The following is a 23,448-nucleotide window of genomic DNA, read 5'->3' as shown; positions in this document are numbered from 1 at the left end:
GGCTTTGCCCTTCGCTTACGCTCAGCCCTTGATTCCATTCCAGAATTGGCTGATTTCAAGGCAGGGACAAAACAAAGAAAAAATGAAGGGGGTTAAACCCGAATGTCTTTGATGCCAGTCTTGCCACCTTTTTGCAGTTCATAAAATTCTTTTGGAGCCAAATCCAGAATACTTGAATGAATGCGTCGATTGTTATAAAAATCCATAAAGTCAATAATGGCCTTGTATGCTTCTCCATATGTTTCAAACTCACAGCCTGAGAGACAGTCATCTTCCAGAATGCGATGAAATGACTCGATATGAGCATTCATATTTGGTGTTTTAGGTGGAATCCTTTCATGTTCCATCTCATAGGCCTCACAGGACTTCTCAAACGTAGTCGAAATAAACTGTGGACCGTTATCCGTTCGAATCACAGGCTTTGCCTGGTGTTCAAATTGTTGCCTTTTCAACAGTGCTCTGTTTAGTGCCTGCACAACATTTTCTGCTGTGCATTCAAGGCCAACATGGTAGTCAATAATAGACCTGTCATAGATATCAATAAGCGAACAGATGAAGAAAAACCGGTCTTTTCCTTGAATATAGCCATATTTGATATCAGCCTCCCAAAGCTGATTGGATGCTGTGATAACACGATTTCGTGCCAATTTCCTTGGATGTTTGATCCGTCTCCTTCTCTGTGGGCGTAGAATACCTAGTTCTTTACATAGACGATACACCTTCTTTTTATTGATTTGAAGCTTGTAAAGACGCCGGAGCATTTTAGCCAGTTTACGATAGCCGAAATTACTGTATTCGCCGGCTATAAGCTCTAATAAAAACTCTTTTATTTGTTCGTCGGGAACTTTTTCCCCGTTTTCATAGGTTGAGTAGCCTGGTGCCGGGCGTCCCTCACTTACTTTTTTCTCTTCCACCCGGTAGTATTTACGATGGTAATAGGTGGAACGAGGTATGTCGACGATTTTTAATACTAACGTCGTTGTATAGCCTTTCCCGATCCATTTATCGGCTACTTCAATTTTTTCAGCAAGTGAGGGTTTTTCTTTTTTATAAGATCTCGCAATACTGCAATTTCAAGGTCTTTTTCGCCTAATAGCTGCTTTAACTGATCATTTTCATTAGATAGCTCTTTTGTATCAAGATCGGGTACTGATGCGACATCTGCATCACCAAATTTACCGTTTTTGTATTCGCGAACCCAGCGCCCAACCATATTCGCATTTAAGTCATAACGGCGGGCGACAACGGATGGTTTCCCTGTTTCCATGGCTTCCTTAACAGCCTGTCTTTTAAATTCATCTGAATATCTTGTTCGTTTCATGAAGCTTCCTCCTTGGTACATAAGCAGTATAGTAAATAACACTCTTATTGTCCAAGTTCATTTAGGGGCTTATGAGGGATCTGGTCTATTAATCGTTGCCTAGTTTTGGATATGACCACAGTGGTAAAAATGTATTTATAGAGCTATATAATGTTATAATGCGCTTGAATCTAAAAAGAAGGGGGTACATCCTGTGCCGTTTTTTATACCTGATGAAGATGAAAGTAAGTATAATGATACAATCGATTTATTTAATAAGTTAGGCAAACTGGAAAGACTTTCTCATGAACAAGGTGAATCTTTAAAAGAATATGAACTTAATAGAGATAATAAAACAGACTTTGCAATTGAAATGCCAGCTGGACATGGTAAGACTCTTGTTGGCGGACTAATATCTGAATACAATCGAATAAATAATAACTGGAGGGTAATCTATGCATGTGCTACTAGGCAATTAGCTAATCAAACTCACCAATTACTTGATTTATATGGTATTTCTTCTGTCCTTTTAACTGGAAAGGGAGAAAACTTCTCACAAATTGATTTGGGTAAGTACCAGAGATCAGAAGCAATATGTGTGACAACTTATGGGCATATATTCAATATTAATCCAAAGTTTAATGACTCAAATTTAATAATTTTTGATGATGCACATGCAACTGAGTATGCAATAAATGATTTTTGGTCAGTTGATATTAATAGGCATGAATATAGTGATATTTTTGAAGCTCTTGTTTCAACATTAGGAGATAGTCTCTCACCTAATGTGTATGACAAACTAATACACGGTACATATGACCCTATGACTGATGGAGTAGATATTGTTTCTTTTCCACAATGGTATAAGAAATCAGATTCTATTAGAAGTTTGTTAGATTCACGCACCGATGATACCAAGCTTTATTATCCATGGAGTAGAATCAGAAACAGTTTGCATTCATGCCAAATATTCGTTAATCATTCAAATATAGTTATTAAACCTATAATACCACCAAATAAAGTACATCAAGCATTTGTTAATCCTCAAGAAAGAATATATATGTCAGCAACTATTGGTAAATCTGGAGAACTGGAAAGAATGTTTGGTGTTCAGGGTATTCATTACATTAATAAATTTTCCAATCATTCCAATAAAGTATCTGGCAGAAGACTCATAATGTTTCCCGAAGATCATTTTGAGGGAGAGGAATTGGAAAGAGTAGTAAAAGAAACTGCTATTAAAAGCAACAGAGCTCTTATATTGACTCCCTCAAAAAAAAGCATGAGAAAAGTAAAAGAGACAAAAGAAAAATTGTTACCTGAATTTACTCTTTTTGAGAATAGTGATATTGAAGATGATTTAACTAAGTTTACCGATGAAGATAACGCAATATTAGCTTTGACGGGTAGATATGAAGGCATTGATTTAAAAGGAGATGAATGTAAATTAGAAATCATTCATGACTTACCTGTTGCTATTAGTATTGAAGAAAAATTTCTTCAGGACCGACTTAATGCCACGGAACTATTAAATAGTAAATTATCCACAAGGATTATACAAGGTTTAGGTAGATGCACTAGAAGTAAGAATGACTCTTCGGTAGTTTTATTCACCGGAAAATACGTAGGCGATTACTTGTATAAAGATGAATTTATAAACCTGCTACCTGCTGATGTTCACGCTGAAATGAATCTCGGTTTTAATCAGATTGATTTTATTAAAGATATTGAATCATGGCATACTTCAATAGAAGAATTTAATAATGAAACGGATTGGAAAAAGGTTGAAAATTACCTTGAAAAACAAGAAAGTAAGCTGATGGAAGAAAAACAAATGGATTCTTCGAATGAAAATGCTGTCCAATTATATAATTCTACTAATCATGAGATTGAATTTATATATAACTTGTGGAATGAAGATTTTTCAAAAGCTCACATTTCTGCTAATGAAACACTTACAAAACTAGGGAGAAATGAAACTTTAAAAGGTTATAGAGCATGGTGGAATTACCTTATAGCATGTGTATCTACACTACAACGTGATGAAGATAAGACAAGAAAATATCTAACCAAAAGCTTAAATGCATCTGATAATAAAGTATGGCTAGACAAAAGGGATATAAATTTCAGTGATGAAATTCAGGATGAGATTTACTCAGAGGATTTAGAGCTTCAAATTGAGCGAATAAGTAATTACTTAAAATCATTTGGTGATAGGGAGAAAAAATTTGACAAAGATTGGGCAAAGATAATAGATGGATTGCGAAGCAAAGAAGCTCAATTTTATGAACCTGCACTTAAATCTTTAGGTACTATACTAGGTTTTTATGCAGAAAAACCTCCTAATGAAGAAGGAGTACCAGATGGAGTGTGGAACATTAATAACATATGGATATCTTTAGAAGCTAAGACAAATATAGAAGACGAAGATACCTATATTCCACTAGATGACATAAGACAAGTGTTTGTGCATAAGAAATGGGTGAAAGAGGAATATAATTTGGAGAATGAAGAAAAGGTTACACTTGTTATGGTATGTCCTAAATATAAGATCAAGGATACATCACAACATGCTGCAGAAGGTATTTACTTAGTTAGTACAGAAGACATTATAGAATTAGCTACTAATTTAGAGGGCATACTTCGTAGTGGATTAAATGAGTTAAAATACGGAGTTAAATCAAATTTAAGAAAGTTACTCATAAGTAGCCTTTATGAGAAACATTTAACACCCGAACACATCTTAGATAATTTTACTAGAAAAGAATTGGCTCAGCTAGTGGATTAAAATGTTTAGATAAATAATTTTAATATATACAATATAATACACAATGCCTAACTAATAAATGTACATGAAAAAAAGTAGTGCGTAAACGAACGCATTACTTTTTACTTTAGATTAATCTTTTTAAATTCCATAAACGGGCGCATTACTGGAACAACGGTAACGCTCTATCCATATTCAAGTGAAGCAGCGATTAGATCAATATTATTGTTAACGTCAAAATAATATGTGTTAACATTTAGGTAAGGAATTGATTTTGGGTTATTCTTGTCATCCTGCTTTTTTCAAAATGGACTACATGGAGAAGATACCCAGTTTGATCCTTTGTCGGTTTTTAAGGATTTACAGTGGGAAGTGGCTGGTAAAAAATTAAAGTGTGTCCAGACCCTAGCAATATGCCCCACATGAATCTTGGCACTGCGGCAGGTTATTCATACAATTTCACCTTAGTTCTCAGAATAGATGGATTATACTAGAAGGTATCACAATATTTCTTTTGATTGTATACACTATTATGATGACTTTTCAGGAGAGGTGTGTACAAAAATGATTAAAGTTTCGGGTACGACCTTTCATTGGGGTGAATTGATTGATAAAATCTCTGTTTCAAATAAAGGTAGACATATTTTAAAAGAGCTAGACAAAAACTCAACAGTATACAGATATTTAACCTTACAGGACTTGGAGAGCACCATTCTTATAAGGGAGCACATTATTGACGCAGCCAAAAAGCTAAACACCAGCAATGCAAGCTTTGCCACCTTTAAAAACACAAAGGCTAATGATAGGTATTGGACTGTCACGGCACAAGGTGGTATTCGTTTAAGGAAAGGGGTCAAACCTTCAGCTGCAATTTCCGATATTTTTAAGAATGGCGATGAATACGCGTTTGAATGTGCAACAGCTATGACGGTTGTATACTACTATGTCTTGCTTCGATACCTAGGAGCTGAAACGTTTAATAATTATTTTAAGGATTTATATTTGTATAGCTGGTTTACAGATTCTGATCTTGTCTTGAAAATCGTTACGGAAACTGATCCAATTCCAGGTGATGTCGTTTATTTTGATAACCCTGACAATATTAAACCTCAATGGCAAGGGGAGAATTCTGTTTACCTTGGGGATGGTCTTTATTATGGTCATGGGATGGGAGTACTTAGCGCAAAAGAAATGATCGAGAAACTAAACACTTTGGGTGAATCGGATAAAGAAGATGCTTATATACTTGATAAAATAGTACGGCCCTCTTTCGACCATTGGAGCGAGCTAAAACAAAGGAACCATCTGTCTGAAAGAATGTCTGTAAATCGGGTAGTATTATATGATACTAACTACCATCATAACCAATCATCTATTTCGTACTATTATTACTGTATCTTAGTCAGCCTGTGGAGTATGGATAATGTTAAGATAACAATCAATTATACATTGGATTGATTGGCGTTATTGGGGACTGAGAAAGGCAAAACTTTCCCTGTTTTTTGAGTCCAATTAAGCCAGAATACAAAATAAATCACGTCCGTACAAACTTTAGCTGTATAGCCAAACATTCAAGACCATTCCGAAAAAAGTGGATTCTAATAGCTCAATAATCGGGCGCGATTGCTTAAAAAATCAAATGTAAATAATTAAAGAAACAGCTCAGTTAAATATAAACTGAGCTGTTTTATTTTATTTTCAAAGGCTTTCACAAAATAATGTCTTATGATGTGACAATTTGATTGTTAATTAATCTGCTAATAAAGTTCTGAAAACGATGCTATTTCATTTGCTAATTGTATTGATATATTAGATTTTCTCCACCGTAAGTGAACTACTTAGTATTATAACAGCGGCTTTTTTTGTGTTTCTAGAAACGAGAGAATTTTACACTGGCTTCACAATAGAAGGTTTAAAGGCCTTAAAAAATTAACGAAGTGTAAATAATACATATCACATTTACATTCCGCAAGCTTAGATTGTCGGTTCAAAGCCCTTAACCCGTGCCTTGGAAGGGTGATTTTTAATTTATGGACCACGAAGCTGAATATTAAGGTTTATTTACTAAAACACTTAAATCTCTTAATGCTCAATTTAAACTCACTTCATGTTCGGCCTTTACAATGAAGTTGAGTTAACAATAAAGATGATGAAAGGTTGTTTGTATGCCCAAAACGGAATTGCATGTTCATTCGACATTTTCAGATGGCCATTTAACACCGGAGGAAATTATAAAGGAGGCCGCAAAACAGGAATGCCAATTAGTTGCGTTTACCGACCATGATGAAGTGGGGGCCTATAAACAAGCCTTAGCCCCTGCGCAACAAGCTGGTATTCGGCTCATACCGGGGATTGAACTGAACACGGATGGAGCGGACGGCGAGCTGCACATCCTTGGATTTTTCTTCGACCCGGATCATCCGGATATGACGGCTCACATTGCTTGGCGAAAAGACGAGCGCCGAAGCTGGGCTCAAAAGATAATTGACCAGCTGAAGGCATTCAATTATGAAATTACGCTTGACGACGCGATGCAGCATGCACCTGGTGACATTTTAGTCCGGACACATATTGCCGAAGCGCTTGTGGAGAAAAATTATTTTTCAACCGCCCACGATGCTTATCACCGAATGCTCGTAAAAGGTACGCCAGGGTTTGTACCGCGTGCACCATTTTCCGCCCGGGATGCGATTAAATTGATTCATATTAGCGGCGGTGAAGCGTATCTAGCTCATCCGGGCGCCTATCGATTCCCTGTGGATGCTGAACGACTCCTCACTTATGGATTGGATGGTGTGGAAGTCTATCATTCGAAACATACCGAGGAAACAGAGCGTTATTGGCGGGCGTTCGTGACGGAACATGATTTGTTCGCTTCGGGAGGGTCTGATCATCACGGCCCTGATTCGCGTAACCCCTATCCGATTGGCAGCGTGCAATTGGATGACCAATCTAAAAGACACTGGCTGAATCGAGTTGATGCAAGTCTATGAAACTATTTATCGCTTCTTCGTTATGCTGGCATTATCACCCGAAGGACGTTATTAAGATTGCGGCATTGTACGGTTTTCAGGGGGTAGAAATGTGGGCGGAGCATATGTATGATCATGACGCTCACCCTGAAGCCGTTCGTGATTGTGCTGAGCAGGCAAACCTTACTTTGTCGCTGCATGCTTCCAGCTGGGATTTGAATATTTGCTCAATAAATGAAGGGGTTCAGGAACAATCGCTGAACGAACTCTATAAATCGATTGATTTGGCATCCCGGGTGAATGCGCGTCATATGACATTTCATCCCGGCAAATACTCGGTAAAAACATTTTTTCCGGAGGCACATGAACAGGCTCTGATCAGCAATACGCAAAAATTAATGGCCTATGCATCTGAAAAAGACGTTACCTTGTCAATGGAATTAATGGAACCTCTGCCAAAAGAGATTCTGACGACTCCGGATAAAATGGCTGAATTCAAGCAAAAACTCCGTGGCGGTCTGCACGTTACACTCGATATTGCACATGTGCCGCTGGTCGACGATGCGCTGGATTATCTTGAGCAAATAACGGATGTCAACAGCATTCATTTAAGCGATTCGAGTGCGGAACACTATCATCTTCCGTTGGGTGAAGGCTCAATTGATCTGGGAAGAATACAGCAGCGTCTGGCGGAATCCGGCTTGCCGGTCGTGCTTGAGGGATTGGATACGAGTGAAGCGCTACCTTTTCTGAGGAAACATATTCAATTCTTGCAGCGTGAAAAATGGCTTGAAGGAGGTGAGCACGATTGAAAATTTTAGTTACAAATGATGATGGTATTTTTGCACCGGGTGTTGAAGCACTGGCGGATTTGCTGTCACATTTTGGCGAGGTGATTATTGTATGCCCTGAAACCGAAAAAAGCGCCTACAGCCATAAAATTACACTCCGGCAGCCGTTGAAACTGAAAGAAGTGACGCTGTCATCATTTGCCCAAGCCTATGCTGTCAATGGTTCGCCGGCTGATTGCGTCAAGCTCAGTATGGAAGTGCTATTACAGGAAAAGCCGGATATTGTATTTACCGGCATAAATATCGGTCCGAATGTGGGGAGGGATGTTTACTATTCAGCTACGATTGCAGCGGCCCAGGAAGCGATGCTTTATAGCGTGCCTTCAGTGGCTGTATCACTGGAAGCTTTCCACCATCAAAAAGTTAAATTTAGTGTGGTGAAACAATTGTTTTACCAAGTATTGGAGGTGATCTTACAAAATAAAATTCCCGGCAATATGATGCTCAATGTTAATTTGCCTTATACGTCAAAGGAACTTTGTAAAGGAGTACGGGTTGTGCCAATGGATTTGTCAGTTATCACGTTACAATTTCACCGGATTAAATGATCCGCATGGCCAAGCGTATTACTGGCTGAAAGACAGCTATCATGATCTGGAAATTAATGAAGGAACAGATTATCATCTGCTGAAAGAAGGCTATGTCACCATTTCACCGATTGAATTGAACCATACGCAGAAACGGAAAATCGACACAATCAGCCGCTGGTTTAAACAATACGCAACAACTGAGGAGGAGTACTAAATGAAAAAAGTATTAGTCGCTATGTTCATGCTGTTCATGCTTATTCTTGCAGCGTGCGGAACTGACGCATCAGACGAGAACGAATCTGCAACAGCTGAGGAAAGCTCAGAGGAAACAAGCAGTGAAGGGGAAAACGCTGAGTCGGACGCCGAAGTGACTGGGGAGCTGGAATTTTACACCTCACAGCCTGATGCTGACGCAGAACAGTTAGTGTCGGCGTTCAACGAGGCATATCCGGAGGTTCAGGTGAACATTTTCCGCTCAGGTACAGAGGAAGTGATGAGTAAAATCAATGCGGAAAAACAAGCGGGAGATGTTCAGGCAGACGTTCTGTTAGTTGCTGACGAAGTAACATTTGAAGGGTTAAAAGAACAAGAAATGCTGATGTCGTATTCATCACCTGAAACAGACGCGATTCCGGATGAGTTCATTGATTCAGATGGTACGTATACAGGGACTAAAATCATGTCGACCGGATTAGTAGTAAATACGGAAAATGTGGATGAAATGCCGTCATCATGGCAGGTTTTAACGTCAGACGAAGCAGCTGATCAGGTTGTCATGCCAAGCCCGCTTTATTCCGGTGCAGCGGCTTATAATCTGAGTGTACTGACCCGGAATGACGCGTTTGGCTGGGAATTTTACGAGGACATAAAAGCGAACAATCCAATGGTAACCGATGGCAACGGTGCTGTAATGGAGAATGTAGCCTCAGGTCAAAAAACTTATGGCATGGTGGTTGACTATCTTGCTGCCCGTGCGGCAAATGATGGTTCTCCGGTTGAATTGGTTTATCCGGACGAAGGTGTTCCGGTCATCACCGAACCAATTGGCATCATGGCAGATACCGATCAGGAAAAGGCGGCTAAAGCGTTTGTTGACTTTGTGTTATCCGAAGAAGGACAGAAAATGCAGTCGGAAATCGGTTATACACCGATTCGTGAAGGGGTCGAAGCACCTGAAGGGCTGAAGACTTTCGATGAAATCGATGTGCTGACGGCGCCAATCGAAGAATTGTATCAAAATCGTGAAGCGGATAAAGAAGAATTTGATCAATTGTTTTCTGAATAACGGATAGGGTGATGGTTTTGATGCGGAATGTGTTGACACAAGGGAAAATGCGTCACGGTGCATTTTCCCCTTCATTTTTTCAGGTGATCGGTCTCGGTTTAGTGACGATTTTCTTTATCATTCCGATTGTACGCTTAGTGGTTATGAGTTTTATGAGCAGTGACGGTGTGACACTCGGCTATTATCAGGAGATTCTGCAGGATCCGCGGACGTGGGATGTGCTGAAAAACACACTCATTGCCATGGCAGGATCAACGATGATTGCGTCATTGCTGGGAACACTTTTTGCGTGGGTAGTTGCCTACACAGATATTCGTATGAAACATCTTATTCAATTATTTGTCTTTCTGCCCTTTATTATTCCATCTTACATTACATCACTCGCCTGGGTGCAATTCTTCGGTCCGACAGGCTTGCTGATGGACGTGCTAGTATCGTTTCGGATAATGTACCATCGTGGGATTTGTACAGTATGTCGGGTATTATATTTGTCATGGGAATCAGCCATTTTCCACTGGTCTATTTATTTACGGTTAACGTCTTTCGTAAGATCCCGCGGGAAATGGAATCAGCCGCGCAAATTTCCGGTGCTTCGAGATGGCGGTCGTTTACCAGGATTGTTCTGCCTATGGCGTTGCCTGGTATTGTTGGCGGCTCGTTTATTGCTTTTTTAGGAAGCCTTGATAATTTTGGGATACCGGCGTTTCTTGGCACACCTGCCGATATTTCGGTGTTATCAACCTATATTTATCAGCAAATTATCGGGTTTGGAACGTCAGCATTTAATCACGCTGCTGTATTATCGGTCATCCTTGGGGTTATTGCTATTATCGGGGTCGGCTTGCAATGGCTGATTTTGCGCAAGTCAAAGCGTATGGAAACGACGAAACTCGATTATACGCCACGGTATTTCTTAGGCAAAAAGCGGAAGTATGTTGAAATCGGCATTTGGCTGTTTTTTGCTGTGACGAGTATTCTGCCGTTGCTATCGATGGTCATGACATCGTTTTTAAAAGCGTACGGGCTTGATTTTAGCTTTGAAAATCTTTCGTTGGAAAACTATCAATACATATTGACCAGTCAATCAACCGTTGCTTCTATTTTAACAAGTATTAAACTGGCTGGTGTTACAACAATTGTTGGCATTATTGCGGGGACAATATTTGCTTATATTCGGGTTCGCAAGGCGGATGCAGCAAGTAAAATTGCTGAAAGTGCGATCACCATTCCGTATGCTTTGCCCGGGACGGTGTTGGCACTGGCAATGATTTTTGCATGGATGGAGCCGATCCCCGGATGGAATCCCGGCATTTACGGCTCGGCGATGATCTTGTATATCGCTTATGTCACGCGGTTTCTCATTTTGCAGGTTCGAAGCAGTATGACCGCATTTCAGCAATTGAATGTCAGCGTGGAAGAAGCGGCGCGGGTAAGTGGTTCGAATGGCTTCGGAAAGTGGAAGACGATCATTATTCCATTAATCACACCCGGCATCCTGGGCGGCGGTCTTTTGGTCTTTCTTACTGCACTAACCGAGCTGACAGTGTCCGCTCTGTTGTATTCATCGACGTCTGAAACGATCGGTGTTTCCATTTTAAGTTTTCAGCAATCAGGCTATACCTTGAACGCCACGGCATTTTCGAGCGTGATTGTAGTGATGATTATGTGCGGTTATGGTCTTTTATATTTGGTACAGAATGTTTGGAACAGGAAGGTGGCAAAAAAGAAATGAGTACAGCTGTCAAGCATGTCAACAAAAAGTTTGGTGACGTTCAGGCCTTGTATGATGTTGATTTAAACATTCAAGACGGGGAATTTCTAGCTATCCTCGGGCCGTCCGGCTGCGGCAAAACAACTTTGCTTCGTCTTCTGGCAGGCTTTGAATCATTGACGGATGGTGCGATTTTGCTGGATGACTCAGAAGTGGCGAACAATAAAATGGTCGTCCCGCCTGAACAGCGCAATGTCAGCATGGTGTTTCAGTCATTTGCTTTGTGGCCGCATATGAATGTACGCGAACATATTCAATTCCCCCTGCGGCACCACCATTTTGTTGATCGGGCATTAAAAGGGAAGATGGCGGACCGCGTCAATGAAGTGTTAAGGATTGTTGAATTGGAGGATTTTTCAGATCGCATGCCTAATGAATTGTCAGGCGGTCAAAAACAGCGTGTTTCACTGGCACGTGCCATCGCACCGGAACCGAAATTGCTGCTCATGGATGAACCACTGAGCAACTTGGATGCTGAACTGCGTATGGAAATGCGCCGTGAGATTCAAGCACTGCATCAATTAACAAAAGCTTCGATTGTGTATGTGACGCATGATCAAGGCGAAGCTCTGGCAATGGCCGATCGTATTGTCGTCATGAATAAAGGTAAAATCGAGCAAATTGGCACGCCGGAAGAAATCTATTATTACCCGAAAACCCCATTTGTCGCAACTTTTGTCGGCAAAGCCAATCTTTTTAAAGGTACATGGCATCAGAGTTCGGTATTTACGCTTGAGAACAGCGCGGTCTCGTGGCGTGATTGGGGCATTCCCGATGAAATAAAAAAGGAAAACCTTTACCCCCTGCGCCCGGAGCAAATAACATTAACCAACCAAACGCAAGACCAAATGACCGGGGTGATCAGGTCCAGACAATTCCAGGGTAAAGAATACCATTATTCCGTCGATGTGGCAGGCCAAACCATCATCGCACACCTGCCAATAAGCAAAAAAATGGAAATTGGCGAAGAAGTCGCCATCATGCCCCTCGTGTGATGGGGGACAGGGTGTCAGACCCCATAGCCGTCAAGCTAAGCAACGTATTTTCGTATACCCCAATCCAAACGTTATCCTTCCTTGAAGAAATTTCCAAGGAAGGGTGATTTTATGCCGCATCATGAATTTAGACCACTTGCTCAAGCTATTTATCAAACCTTATCACCTTCATATTTACGTCAAGTCGCCAAGAGATACGGGGTTTGTCCAACGTCTTAAAAAGATTAAGCCTGATGATTTCCTGGCAATTTGTTCCCTTTTAAACTAGTCTGTCGGCAATATGAGTTTGCCTTTCCAATGGCTCTTGACCATCTTTTTTCGCGTATACGAATTATGGGTGCCACTTCTTTTTCATTACCGAATGAAATGCCGGAATATCCCGGTGCTCATGCGTCTGGTGTAAAGGTACAACTCGAATATGAATTGCTCCGGGGCGTATTTCTTCATACATCCGTTCATCCGGAAACAACCAGTGATCGGAAAGCAGCATGTGATGTGGAATCCAGCCTTCAACCGGGCGATTTATGTTTAAGGGATCTCCTTAGTTTCTTCAACTAACGGGCGCGCGACAATTATATTATGTTATACAAAAAATGAAATGATGCTTTTCGAAGCTTTAATAATCTTGTCTTCTGTGGATTTAAAGTATGATATGGTGTCATAACTTAGAAGTTTTGACACCGAAAACTTAGTCGCGTAGTATCGGGCTTAGAAAGGTGTCATAAGTAAGGGTCATAAGTTATTAGTAAAAAGGGGGAGCTAAATGAAATATGGATATGCGCGCGTATCGACAATCCATCAGGATCTACATTCTCAAATATCGCTCTTAAAGAAACAGGGTTGTGAAGATGAAAACATTTACCAGGACAAATTTACAGGAACGAAAAAAAGCAGGCCTGCATTTAATCAGCTGCTCAACGAATTGGGTGAAGGTGACCAACTATATGTAACCAAAATTGATCGCCTTGCACGTTCCATTACCGACCTGAGTAATATCGTGCAGGACTTACAAGCAAAAAAAGTGTCCATTTCATTTATCAAAGATAACATTGAATTTGTTGCCGGAGCTGAGAATAATAGTATGCAAACATTGTTGTTTAATGTTTTGGGTTCATTTGCACAATTTGAGCGGGATTTAATTATTGAAAGAACGTCGGAAGGCAGAGAAATAGCAAAACAAAATCCTAATTACAAAGAGGGAAGGCCAACGAAATTCTCCAAAAAACAAAAAGCACATGCGATAAGCTTACTGGATTCCCGTACATATAAAGAAGTCGAAGAAATGACGGGGATTTCTAAAAGTACATTAATTAGAGCAAGAAGGAGATTAAAATAAAATTAATAGTGTATTTCAACCGGTGTTGTACAGGAGATTGTTCATTTTTTGATGCAAGGGAGACTGAAAAAGAGTAAATCCAATTAAACTTATCTGCTACCAACGTATTGCTTGATATAAGCTAAATGTCACAATTGGTGATCCTTTTGAAGAACTCGGTACAGCAAAAGGGATATTCTATCATAGCGTTTATGATAAGAATAATAGCCATATATTTGGAACCCAAGAAATGGTGAGCTACAGAATGTTAAAAAATTATTGGATACACTGGCACATGCCAAGATGCATAATCCAAAGATTGAACATTACCAAGCTATGTCGGCAGAAGAAAAGAAGTTTTAAGCTGAAATGACGGCTTATGCGGTAGCATCTTTATTTTAAAACATTGATACAAGCGATTATACACTGAGTTATTTAGCCACTTGGACATAAGGTAAAGAGATCAAAGATAAAGCAAAGCTCTTGGCTGATTTACGTGAAACGGCTGTTGGATTTATTGACGAGATGGAACCAAGTTTTGACAGAACGTGATAAAGAACATGAGCGAGGAAAAAGTATAATGCTTCTAGAATGTCGTGCTATTACATAATTAATCAAAAAAAAACATTAATATTGGTATGATTAAAATGTAAATGACTTCTAGGTTTTCAATTAAGTAAGAACCTTGGGAAGCAAACATTGACATAATGGCCAATGATAAAAAGAAAATTTGAGCATTGGCGAAGAAGGGGATAATTTTCTTCTTTAAAACAGACTCTCTTCTTCTTAATAAGAATCGCGTAAAGTGCGCAAGTACGAAGGGAATAACCAATACAATTAATACACTCTCTACAAGCGTTGATATGGCTATTTTGTTCAATTGTTCCAGCAATAGGAGTAAATAATACCGGCAGAAGCACCACCTGCAGAATTAAATTAATCGGTAAAATTGATGTTGAAAGAGACATATTTCCTTTTGCTATGCCAGTGAACGCGAGATACCAATCTGTACAAGGTGTCCACCATAAGCATGATAAACCAATCCATAAAGCTGGATAATCAAGATAAGAATATAGCTCCCAATCCCAAGCGAGTATTGTGTCCATATAAAATTAATGATCGTGCTGGATCCCAGGAATTTAAATATTTGAAAAGCCTCTTTATTGCTGCAAGGAATCGTAAAAATATCCATAGCATTAGGAGCAGAAACGGAATAACTAGAGTCTCCGCATATTGTTCAATTATTGTCTGCTTGTCCTAAATAAAAGACCCTAAACAACAGCAAATAGTATGATAAAGGTTTGTAGTTTATCTAGTGTCCCATAAATGAATCTCTCTTTCTTTAAAAAGGTGGCTGTGAATGATTACTTTCTCACATAATAATTTATAATACAATGCATTAAATTATTTCTTTTATTTCCAATTAAGTGTTAGCTAATCAGGCGCTTAACTTGAAGGTAGCGCCTGTTTTCCTTTTTAGAGCCATTTCGTATATTTGAGAATTTTTATAGAGTTGGAAATCAATTCTTTTTTTTATTTCTCATTAAGTAATTAATTGAATGAAAATAAAAAAAGAGTTATACTTTATTCAAGCAAAATATTTAATGAGGATGAGATGATGTTATGAATAAGAAAGGTACTTGTGAGATTTATTGTTATGACGAAGAAAAGGTCAATCGAATACAAGGGGATTTACAGACAGTAGATATTTCTAGTGTTTCTCAAATGCTAAAAGCCTATGCTGATGAAATAGAGGCAAAAATTACCTATGCTTTATGTCAAGATGAAGAGCTATGTGTGTTGTGATATAGCAAATATTATAGGTATCACAGTTGCAAATGCTTCTCAACATTTACGAAAATTCACAAACAAGAGTTGTGAATACCGAAGAAAAGGCAAACTTGCATTTTATTCTTTAGATGATGAACATATCAAGGAGATAATGAGATTGCATTGACACATAGGGAAGTGGGAGAGGTAATGTTTAATCAGTATAAAATGACTACAGAGAATATTTTTGGAGATGAAAAATGATTACAAACGATACTACAGCTGCTGCGGTTTTATGTAGCGACAGGAATTGATACTTTGTTATATTTAATTCTTGTTTCGCAAATAAAAAAGGCCAGGCCAAAACATATTTGGATAGGGACAATATATAGGGACTGTAATTATTATAGGAGTAAGTCTTTAGTTGCCCGGGGTTGCAAATTTAATTCTCAGCAATGGGTTGTAGGACTACTTTGGACTTTTACCACTTTTATTTAGGTGTAAAAATATGGATTTAAAGGGAAGAGGATGAAGATTGAAAGTAACATTTTGTCCTATTTTCCTCAGATAGGTTTAATCAATTATTTTTGAACGGGTTACTTTTTATTGTATTTGGCTCCAGTGCGGATGATTTTCCATTATATACCGTACTTTACGGCGTTAAATATGTTTGAAAATCATTGTTGCTATTATTGTCTTTTTAATTATGTGGCGGTTTATGCTATGTCAGCTATCGCTTTAGCTTTCCTAGATTTGTATCGGAAAATTGAAGAATATGAACCGTTGGAATTGTCCCAATTGTTTTTATAGGGCTAGGAATTATATTATGTTTGAAATGGCACATTCAACGGCCTTTATTCTCATTTCCTGCTTAACGGGGCGCCATTCTTGAATTAGAAGGTGTCTTTTTCTGAAATCGAACAGTATAGTTGATAAAAGGAGGTGAAAAATGAATAATCGTTGGAACGAAATAATATATAAATGTGGTCTCCAGTGTACGATAAACTTTCAATTCGAGAAATTCTTGAAGCGAGAAAGTTGATATTCAGGAGAAAAAGTTTATTAAAATCAAAGTATACTATCGTTGGTGTAAGGAACAGGTGCGGATTTGGAACTAATTAAATCATCGTGATTTAATATACAGGAATAGACTACTCTAACGAAATGCTGAGAAGGCTAAAATTAAATTCAAAAGTTCATCAAATACAGTTTTGAAAATGGACGCTCAAGATATGAGCTTTTAAAGATAATCATTTCGATGTAGTGATTGAAGTCTTGTTTTATCAGTTATTCCTAATGCAGATAAATGCCATCAAAGAGATAGTAAGAGTATTAAAAACCAAATGGTGAGATATCATCTTTGATAAATTTCACCTAAAGTAAGAACTCTCCTTTGAAAAAAGCAGTTAGACCGTTATTCAAGTATTAGTACTGACATAGGTATGAACTTTGAGACATTGTATGAGAAAAACAAAGAGGCTTTATCTATTAAAGAGGATACACCTTTAATGTTTAACGGTATGTACAGAAAGATAGTCATCAGCAAAACGAACACTTAACGGTATTCCGTAATAGGGCGCCATTCCGGAATAAGAATTGCGTTCTTTTCTCCTGAGAGTGAACCATTTTGGGGAGTAGAATATGTTAAAATTTAAGTAGGTCATTGACCAAAACCAATGGTTAAAGGAGATCTTGAAAATGCCGTGGTCAGATATTAGCTCATTATTAATTATAATTGCACTTGCGTGTTGGTGCTTTAGTTTAATGCGTAAAAACGACGCTTTAAAACGAGAAAACAACAGACTGTTAAAGAAAACTGGGGAATATGAAGATATAAAAAGTGAAGCAAAGGAAATATTAAGCACTTCAACTGAGGTAAAGGTCGTTAAATCATTAAGAGAGAAATATGGTTTGTCTTTGGTAGATGCAAAAAAAGTTGTGGATTCAGTAAAATAGAGTTGCTGGCATTTAAACAATCGGGCGCTAATCAGGAATAAGCATTAGCGCCTTAACTGGATATAAGAAACATTATTCCAGAAGATCAGATAGGTTTTAGGGATATATTGGAGGGGTCGTTATGGATTATATTTTTAGTAAAATGTCACAAGAGCAGGCAGAAAATATTGCTTCAAATTGGCACTATGAAGGTGAATATTCTTTTTATGATGTTGATGCAGATGAAGAAGATTTAGCTGAATTTTTGGACCCAAAAAAACGGGAGGACTCTCATTACATTGTTAAAGAAGGCGAAGAAGAAATTGGGTTCTTTAGTTTTAATGACAAGGGTGATTCGGTTGATATTGGGTTAGGAATGAAGCCTGAATTGACTGGGAGGGGTCTTGGATTGGGTTTTTTTAAAGCTGGACTCAGATTTGCGATATCCAAATATAACCCTAAGGAAATAACGCTATCCGTTGCCACTTTTAATGATAGGGCTATAAAGGTCTATAAAAAAGCAGGATTTGAATTTGTTGAGACCTTTATGCAAGATACTAATGGCAGTAGTTTTGAGTTTTTGAAAATGAAGTATGAATGCGCAAGGTAAACAGCTATAGTATGTTAAAGATTCTTTCGTTAAAGGGCGCCATTCCGAAATACACTTGGCGTGAAACACCACAACTCAATCCAAATACAGATGACGTAAAATAGTTTGTGTAAACTCTTTGAGACAAAAAAAGAGGTAGGGTATCCTCAGAATTGGACAGAAAAAAGAGAGGAGAAACCCTACCATGTCTCAAAGTATAACGAATGATGGCTTCATGAATCAACTGAACGATCTTGTGCGTGATTTTGTTAAAGATCAGCTCGAAACAATGATGGAAGAAGAACGAGAACAATTTTTCAAGGTAGAACGGCCAGATTTGAAGCAAGTGAAGAATGGCTATTACGAACGGACACTGGATACCAAACACGGTCATATTGATGATCTCGCCGTTCCACGTGATCGCAATGGAGACTTTCAAACAGAACTATTTTCGCCATACAAGCGTCGAGATCAATGGGTCGGTGAAACGGTCACGCGAATGTATCAAAAGGGCGTGAGCACGCGAGAAATCGGCCAGATGATCGAGCATATGCTGGGATCGTCCTACTCGGCAACGACGGTAAGTAACATCACAGATGCAACGATTGAAAACATTGAGGCCTGGCAGCAGCGTCCATTACAAAAGCGATACTCCGTTCTTTACCTTGACGGGACCTATCTGAAATTGCGTCGCGATGATGTCGCTAACGAAGTGGTCTACATTGTCATGGTGTCACGGGAAGAGGGATATCGTGAAATCTTAGGATCTATGGTGGCCAGGAAAGCGCTTCTTGGCTGGAAAGATATCCTTGTGATATACGAACGGGGAGCCGAAGAAGTATTGCTCGGGTGTTTGACGGCCTTCCCGGCTTAAGGAAGCGAGAAGAAATATAATTCCAAAAGCCGATGTCCAGCGTTGGCGTCGTCCATAAATCCGTAATGCCTTAAACGCCGTACGTAAAAAGGATCAGACTGCCGTTGCAGAAGATTTAAAACCTATATATGAGGCAAGCACAAAAGAAGAAGCTAAAAAGCAATTTAAAGCTTTTAAAGAAGCTTGGCAGTCCAAGCATCCGAAAGTCGTTAAATCATGGGAAAAAGATCTCGAAGTGCTTTTGACGTTTCTGGATTATCCGTCTTCCATCCAACGCATCATTTACACGACAAACATCATAGAGAGAACCATGAAGGAAATCAAGAAACGCACAAAGACGATGAACAGTTTGCCCAGCGAAAGGGCTACAGAAAAGGTGGTATATCTTCAGGTTACTGATTACAACCAAAGATGGGCAGAACGGAAACTGAGGGGATTCGCAAGTGCTTATCAGCAGCTGCAGGATATGTTCGAAAGTCGGTACGGAAATGACCGGGGGTAATTTGACTTAATTTTCAGACATCTACCGGTACCCGGGGTGATGTCTGAAAATCCAATCCTATTCTGTAGGATACCCTATAAGATTTACACAAACTTATTGACACTACCCAAATACAATTATCATTTACTAGGGGGATATCAATGGATATAGAAAAGAAATTATATGATTCGGCTATTGAATTAATTAAAGAAAAATATCCTTCTGATTGGGGCGGTGCCGCATCGATGGCATTAGAAGATGGTACAATTTTGACAAGTATAGCACCTAAAGTCATTGTTGCTTCCACTGAACTCTGTATAGAAACAGGAGCAATCCTTGAAGCTCATAAACTTGGAAAAAAAGTGACTCATTCAATATGCGTAGTACGTGATGATGAACATTCTGAATTCAAGGTCTTGTCACCGTGTGGAGTATGCCAGGAAAGATTAATTTATTGGGGACCAGATGTAAAGGTGGCAGTTAGTTTACCAGGAAAAGATATAGTCTTTAAAACTTTATCAGAGGTGCAACCTTATCACTGGACTGCTGCTTATCCAGATGAAGATTTATTTAATGACTAAAGTTCCGTTAACGGGCGGCTATCTGGAATAAGACTTGGCGTCTGGGATGTACATAAGAGTCATTTTGCTGATAAGGAAATTCATTAAAATAGGGAGCATACGGGACCTAATATGGACTTAAAGAGTGAAAAGGACATTTTAAAAGTAATTAATGAAGATGATTGGATGATGGATATTTTAACTACGGTAAAGTCACTGAATTTACCCGATTGGTGGGTGTGTGCTGGTTTTGTCCGTTCAAAAATTTGGGATATATTACATGGTTATAGCGAAAGGACACCTATGCCTGATATTGATGTAATTTATTTTGATGATACAAATATAAGTGAGACTGGATCTATGTCAAGAAATTGGACACATAAAATGTTGAATCTCCCTGCAATCCCTACCGCGCTTCGCTTGCTGGCCTCTCAGGTAATGAAAGGGACGCTACCCTTTCATTACCTGAGAGGGTGTTAAATTCCTTTTAAGCAGTTGCTTTTAGCTGTTGAATATACATTTTTTCATATTGTAATGGTGACATATAATTAATAGCTGAATGAATCCGTTTGTAATTATAAAAGGTCATTATATAGGTGAATATGCTTCGTTTAGCTTCTTTCCGTGTTTGATACCTCTCGTGAAATATTAGTTCTTTCTTAATGACGCTATGAAACGATTCGATACAGGCGTTATCATAACAGTTGCCTTTCCTGCTCATGCTCGTCGTAATGTCATGGTTTCGTAGAATCGCTTGATAATCAGTTGCTGCGTATTGACTGCCACGATCGGAGTGATGAATGAGTCCTTTCTGGGGCTGCTGTTGATTGATGGCCCTCTGTAAAGCTGTCATTGTCAACTCTTTGGTCATTCGACGGCTCATTTGCCACCCTATGATTCTTCTTGAAAATAGGTCCATCACAGTGGCCAAATACAGCCAGCCTTCTTTTGTCCACACGTATGTGATATCACTGACCCAAACAGCACCAGGTCGATTCACCTGAAATTGTTGATTCAATAGATTTGGATAAACAGGATAATTATGTTTTGAATTTGTCGTCGCTTTATATTTTTTCACTGTCTTTGAACGCAAACGATTCTCTTTCATGATGCGAGTCACTGTTTTTGGAGATACGTTCCAGCCTTTTTGATTTAATGTTTCTGTAATTTTCGGGCTTACGTACCTTCTTTTAGACTCAATAAATACGCGTTTGACTTGTGCAGTCAGCTTTTCTTTTCGCTTTTTCTGTTCACTCTGAGGTCGATCTCGCCATTCATAATAACCGCCTTTGGAAACACCTAATACCTGGCACATCTTCGCTACACGGAATTCGTGTCGGTGTTTTTCAATGAAGTCGTAGATTACTTCTGGTTTTTTGCGAAGATGCCCATAGCCTTTTTTAATATCACATTTTCTTCTTCCAGGTCACGGATACGTTTATCTTTTTTGTATTCGGCTTCTTCCTTAGGACTCAAGCTCCCACTGCCAACAAAACTCGCCTCTTGGTCTTCTTGATACTTCCCTACCCATTTATGCAAGGTTTGATGAACTATATCCAACTCCCGTGCTACCTCAGAAACCTTCCTGCCGTCTTCCACTACCATTTTTACAGCATATAATTTAAATTCTCGATCATATCTTTTTCCGCTCATCTTGGACACTCCTAGAAATGATTATTTTAAGTATAAAAATCCCCATTCTCTGTGTCCAATTTTCAGACTAACATCAGAGAAGATGCTGTAATTACCTCTCGTACCATTAACGGTGTTGCAACTTTTGCGACAGAACCAAGTGGAGATGTTGCTATCAGAGGGGAAGATGTTCCTGGCTTCATTACCCCAGCAAAACAAATTCGTTTAACTGGAAATCAAAGATACGTTACAGAAACATTAGAATATACAGCAAGTGACATACCTGTTGGAGGAGTTCGCATAGATACTGAGCCTCTGCGTCTGCTAGTAGGGAATCAAGGACAATTAACTGCAACCGTACTACCTGAAAACGCCAATAACCAAGTTGTCTATTGGAATAGTAATAATGACAACGTTGCGATAGTTAATAACGAAGGAGTAGTCTCAGCTCTCTCTGAAGGAACTGCCATCATTACCGTAACTACCGATGGAGGTGGGTTTACCGCATCTACTATGGTAACGGTCGTTAATGTCGAATCAATTAATACTCCAGAACCGATTAACGCTATTAGAGGGCAAATTGTCGTTCTTCCTGAAACAATTTCCGTCAGCCTAAGTGATGGTTCCACTAGAAATGTACCGGTGATGTGGCGAACTTCTACTGGTGATCCTGTTGGGTCTACATTTATTATCCCGTTAAATCCTGCCCCATCCTACACGTTGCTTGGGGATGTAGCCTATACAAATTTAACTGCCCAGTTACTAATTACAGTAGATTCTAAACCAGAATCAGCTGTCCCAGTTACAGGAGTAAGTGTTGAACCCAATACAGCATCTCTTTATGTCGGAGGAACATTACAGTTAAACGCAACCGTAACGCCAGATAATGCCACTACTCCTAATGTAACTTGGAGTTCTTCCAATAATAATGTGGCAACAGTGTCAGAAACTGGATTGGTAACTGCTGTTTCTCCAGGGTTTGCTATCATAACAGCGGAGACAGTTGACGGTGGATTTCAAGCATATGCTCAACTAACAGTAAGTGTCGCACCAGAAATTGAACTCATCTATCCAACCCAAGAGGTTTACACTCGACCGGAAGAGGTTTTCATTAATGTGGAAAATCTTGTTGCCTATAAACCAATTTTTGTACCAACCACGTATTATGTAAAGGTAGAACAATCGGGTAGCAATCGTATTCTCGGGGAAGGAGAAGTAGTTATTGGTCCTGACACAACGGGATTTAATTTATATATTGCCACCCTCTTTCATATGACGCAAAATTATAGTGCTAGATACTTTGTCTCTATGAGTACAGATCCTAGCTTTCCGCCTGAAGAAGATATGACATTGCGCACGAACTTTACCATTGGTACTGCCGTGCCAACTGTTCCGGAAGATAATATTCATGTTATGAAAGAGATTATCGGTGGACCAAGAGAAAATCAACTAGCGAACATCACTTTTATTCTTGCCAGAGAACTGAGTGATATCGAAATTCCTAATTTAAATTGGGAAGATTATTGGGATAATAGCGCTGGACAATTTACTGATGAAGTAAAAATAATTGGAACGACCAATGAAGAAGGAATTGTTATTTGGGAGGAACCTCGGGAATCACTGAAACTAGGAGGCTATGTACTACTTGAAGTAACCCCACCAGGCTATATGGACAATTTAAATCTAATTAATCCTGATTCCGAAGATGGCTCACTGATAAAAGAAGTTCATTTAACAAGGAATGCAGTCATAAATCGTACGGTTATTAATACGTATGTAGGGGAATAAATAAAGTAACCTTATTCTGTAAGAAGTCAATCT

At 39.1% G+C, this 23,448-nt stretch carries 18 protein-coding genes and 5 pseudogenes; 19 read left to right on the top strand and 4 right to left on the bottom strand.

All coding sequences use genetic code 11. The features are described from left to right. Positions 1-92: 92 nt before the first annotated feature. Positions 93-1,321, bottom strand: a protein-coding gene (locus Len3610_RS06760) for an IS3 family transposase (RefSeq protein ID WP_176447275.1) whose coding sequence is annotated in 2 segments (ribosomal slippage) — positions 93-1,033 and positions 1,033-1,321 — 1,230 coding nt in all. Because the reading frame shifts where the segments join, the coding sequence is not laid out codon by codon here. Positions 1,322-1,514: 193 nt separating this feature from the next. Here Len3610_RS06760 and Len3610_RS06755 point away from each other — a divergent pair. The 11 genes from Len3610_RS06755 to Len3610_RS06705 all read left to right on the top strand — a co-directional run bounded on the left by Len3610_RS06755 (position 1,515) and on the right by Len3610_RS06705 (position 13,807). Continuing rightward, positions 1,515-4,088: a helicase C-terminal domain-containing protein gene (locus Len3610_RS06755; RefSeq protein ID WP_176447274.1), complete on the top strand. Its 2,574-nt coding sequence runs from the start codon at positions 1,515-1,517 to the stop codon at positions 4,086-4,088. 543 nt (positions 4,089-4,631) lie between these two features. Continuing rightward, on the top strand, positions 4,632-5,525 hold the full coding sequence (locus Len3610_RS06750) for a protein-glutamine gamma-glutamyltransferase (RefSeq protein ID WP_176447273.1): 894 nt from the start codon (positions 4,632-4,634) through the stop codon (positions 5,523-5,525). Positions 5,526-6,232: 707 nt separating this feature from the next. After that, positions 6,233-7,060 carry a PHP domain-containing protein gene (locus tag Len3610_RS06745; RefSeq protein ID WP_176447272.1) on the top strand — a complete coding sequence of 276 codons (828 nt, stop codon included), beginning with the start codon at positions 6,233-6,235 and terminating at the stop codon, positions 7,058-7,060. After that, positions 7,057-7,851, top strand: a complete 795-nt coding sequence (locus Len3610_RS06740; RefSeq protein WP_176447271.1) for a sugar phosphate isomerase/epimerase family protein — start codon at positions 7,057-7,059, stop codon at positions 7,849-7,851. The genes Len3610_RS06745 and Len3610_RS06740 overlap by 4 nt, the downstream gene beginning before the upstream one ends. Then, complete coding sequence (gene surE, locus Len3610_RS06735; protein ID WP_255259820.1) at positions 7,848-8,438, top strand: 5'/3'-nucleotidase SurE; 591 nt, start codon at positions 7,848-7,850, stop codon at positions 8,436-8,438. The genes Len3610_RS06740 and surE overlap by 4 nt, the downstream gene beginning before the upstream one ends. Next, the gene (locus tag Len3610_RS20725) at positions 8,386-8,634 is read left to right on the top strand and encodes a SurE domain-containing protein (RefSeq protein WP_255259819.1); all 249 of its coding nucleotides are present in this window, start codon (positions 8,386-8,388) and stop codon (positions 8,632-8,634) included. Before surE ends, Len3610_RS20725 begins: the two co-directional genes overlap by 53 nt. Next, entirely contained in the window at positions 8,635-9,705 is a 1,071-nt protein-coding gene (locus Len3610_RS06730; RefSeq protein ID WP_176447270.1) for an ABC transporter substrate-binding protein, read from the top strand. It abuts the gene before it with no gap. Between the two features lie 472 nt (positions 9,706-10,177). Continuing rightward, positions 10,178-11,437, top strand: a complete 1,260-nt coding sequence (locus Len3610_RS06720; protein WP_369693651.1) for an ABC transporter permease — start codon at positions 10,178-10,180, stop codon at positions 11,435-11,437. Then, positions 11,434-12,471, top strand: a complete 1,038-nt coding sequence (locus tag Len3610_RS06715) for an ABC transporter ATP-binding protein (protein WP_176447267.1) — start codon at positions 11,434-11,436, stop codon at positions 12,469-12,471. Before Len3610_RS06720 ends, Len3610_RS06715 begins: the two co-directional genes overlap by 4 nt. Before the next feature lie 297 nt (positions 12,472-12,768). Beyond that, a complete protein-coding gene (locus Len3610_RS06710) occupies positions 12,769-13,029 on the top strand; it encodes a hypothetical protein (protein ID WP_176447266.1) in 261 nt (86 codons plus the stop codon). A 205-nt stretch (positions 13,030-13,234) separates the two neighbouring features. Continuing rightward, positions 13,235-13,807, top strand: a complete 573-nt coding sequence (locus Len3610_RS06705) for a recombinase family protein (RefSeq protein WP_176447265.1) — start codon at positions 13,235-13,237, stop codon at positions 13,805-13,807. Between the two features lie 589 nt (positions 13,808-14,396). On the opposite strand, the gene Len3610_RS21725 is transcribed toward Len3610_RS06705, so the two are convergent. Then, complete coding sequence (locus Len3610_RS21725; protein WP_369693682.1) at positions 14,397-14,666, bottom strand: hypothetical protein; 270 nt, start codon at positions 14,664-14,666, stop codon at positions 14,397-14,399. 88 nt (positions 14,667-14,754) lie between these two features. Further along, positions 14,755-14,892 (bottom strand): annotated as a pseudogene (locus tag Len3610_RS21720) (arsenic resistance protein); the annotation flags it as partial. Between the two features lie 517 nt (positions 14,893-15,409). Here Len3610_RS21720 and Len3610_RS06695 point away from each other — a divergent pair. From Len3610_RS06695 to Len3610_RS06670, 7 genes and pseudogenes are all read left to right on the top strand, one after another. Next, positions 15,410-15,820, top strand: a pseudogene (locus tag Len3610_RS06695) (ArsR/SmtB family transcription factor). Positions 15,821-15,829: 9 nt separating this feature from the next. Then, positions 15,830-16,453 (top strand): annotated as a pseudogene (locus Len3610_RS21715) (cadmium resistance transporter). Positions 16,454-17,254: 801 nt separating this feature from the next. Then, on the top strand, positions 17,255-17,512 hold the full coding sequence (locus tag Len3610_RS06690; RefSeq protein WP_176447264.1) for a hypothetical protein: 258 nt from the start codon (positions 17,255-17,257) through the stop codon (positions 17,510-17,512). 121 nt (positions 17,513-17,633) lie between these two features. Continuing rightward, a complete protein-coding gene (locus Len3610_RS06685; protein WP_176447263.1) occupies positions 17,634-18,101 on the top strand; it encodes a GNAT family N-acetyltransferase in 468 nt (155 codons plus the stop codon). Between the two features lie 184 nt (positions 18,102-18,285). Continuing rightward, positions 18,286-19,456 (top strand): annotated as a pseudogene (locus tag Len3610_RS06680) (IS256 family transposase). 140 nt (positions 19,457-19,596) lie between these two features. Further along, positions 19,597-20,016 (top strand): cytidine deaminase, encoded by a 420-nt coding sequence (locus Len3610_RS06675; RefSeq protein ID WP_176447262.1) that lies wholly within the window; start codon positions 19,597-19,599, stop codon positions 20,014-20,016. 111 nt (positions 20,017-20,127) lie between these two features. Then, a complete protein-coding gene (locus Len3610_RS06670) occupies positions 20,128-20,475 on the top strand; it encodes a nucleotidyltransferase family protein (RefSeq protein WP_176447261.1) in 348 nt (115 codons plus the stop codon). Between the two features lie 7 nt (positions 20,476-20,482). On the opposite strand, the pseudogene Len3610_RS06665 reads toward Len3610_RS06670, so the two are convergent. Beyond that, positions 20,483-21,648: pseudogene (locus tag Len3610_RS06665) on the bottom strand (IS3 family transposase). Between the two features lie 51 nt (positions 21,649-21,699). On the opposite strand from Len3610_RS06665, the gene Len3610_RS06660 reads away from it, so the two are divergent. After that, on the top strand, positions 21,700-23,415 hold the full coding sequence (locus Len3610_RS06660) for an Ig-like domain-containing protein (protein WP_176447260.1): 1,716 nt from the start codon (positions 21,700-21,702) through the stop codon (positions 23,413-23,415). Positions 23,416-23,448 lie beyond the last annotated feature (33 nt).

Source organism: Lentibacillus sp. CBA3610, assembly GCF_013373365.1.
Taxonomy (GTDB): Bacteria; Bacillota; Bacilli; order Bacillales; family Amphibacillaceae; genus Lentibacillus.
The sequence above is the reverse complement of the archived record's forward strand: the minus strand, read 5'-3'. Positions and strand labels throughout refer to the sequence as shown.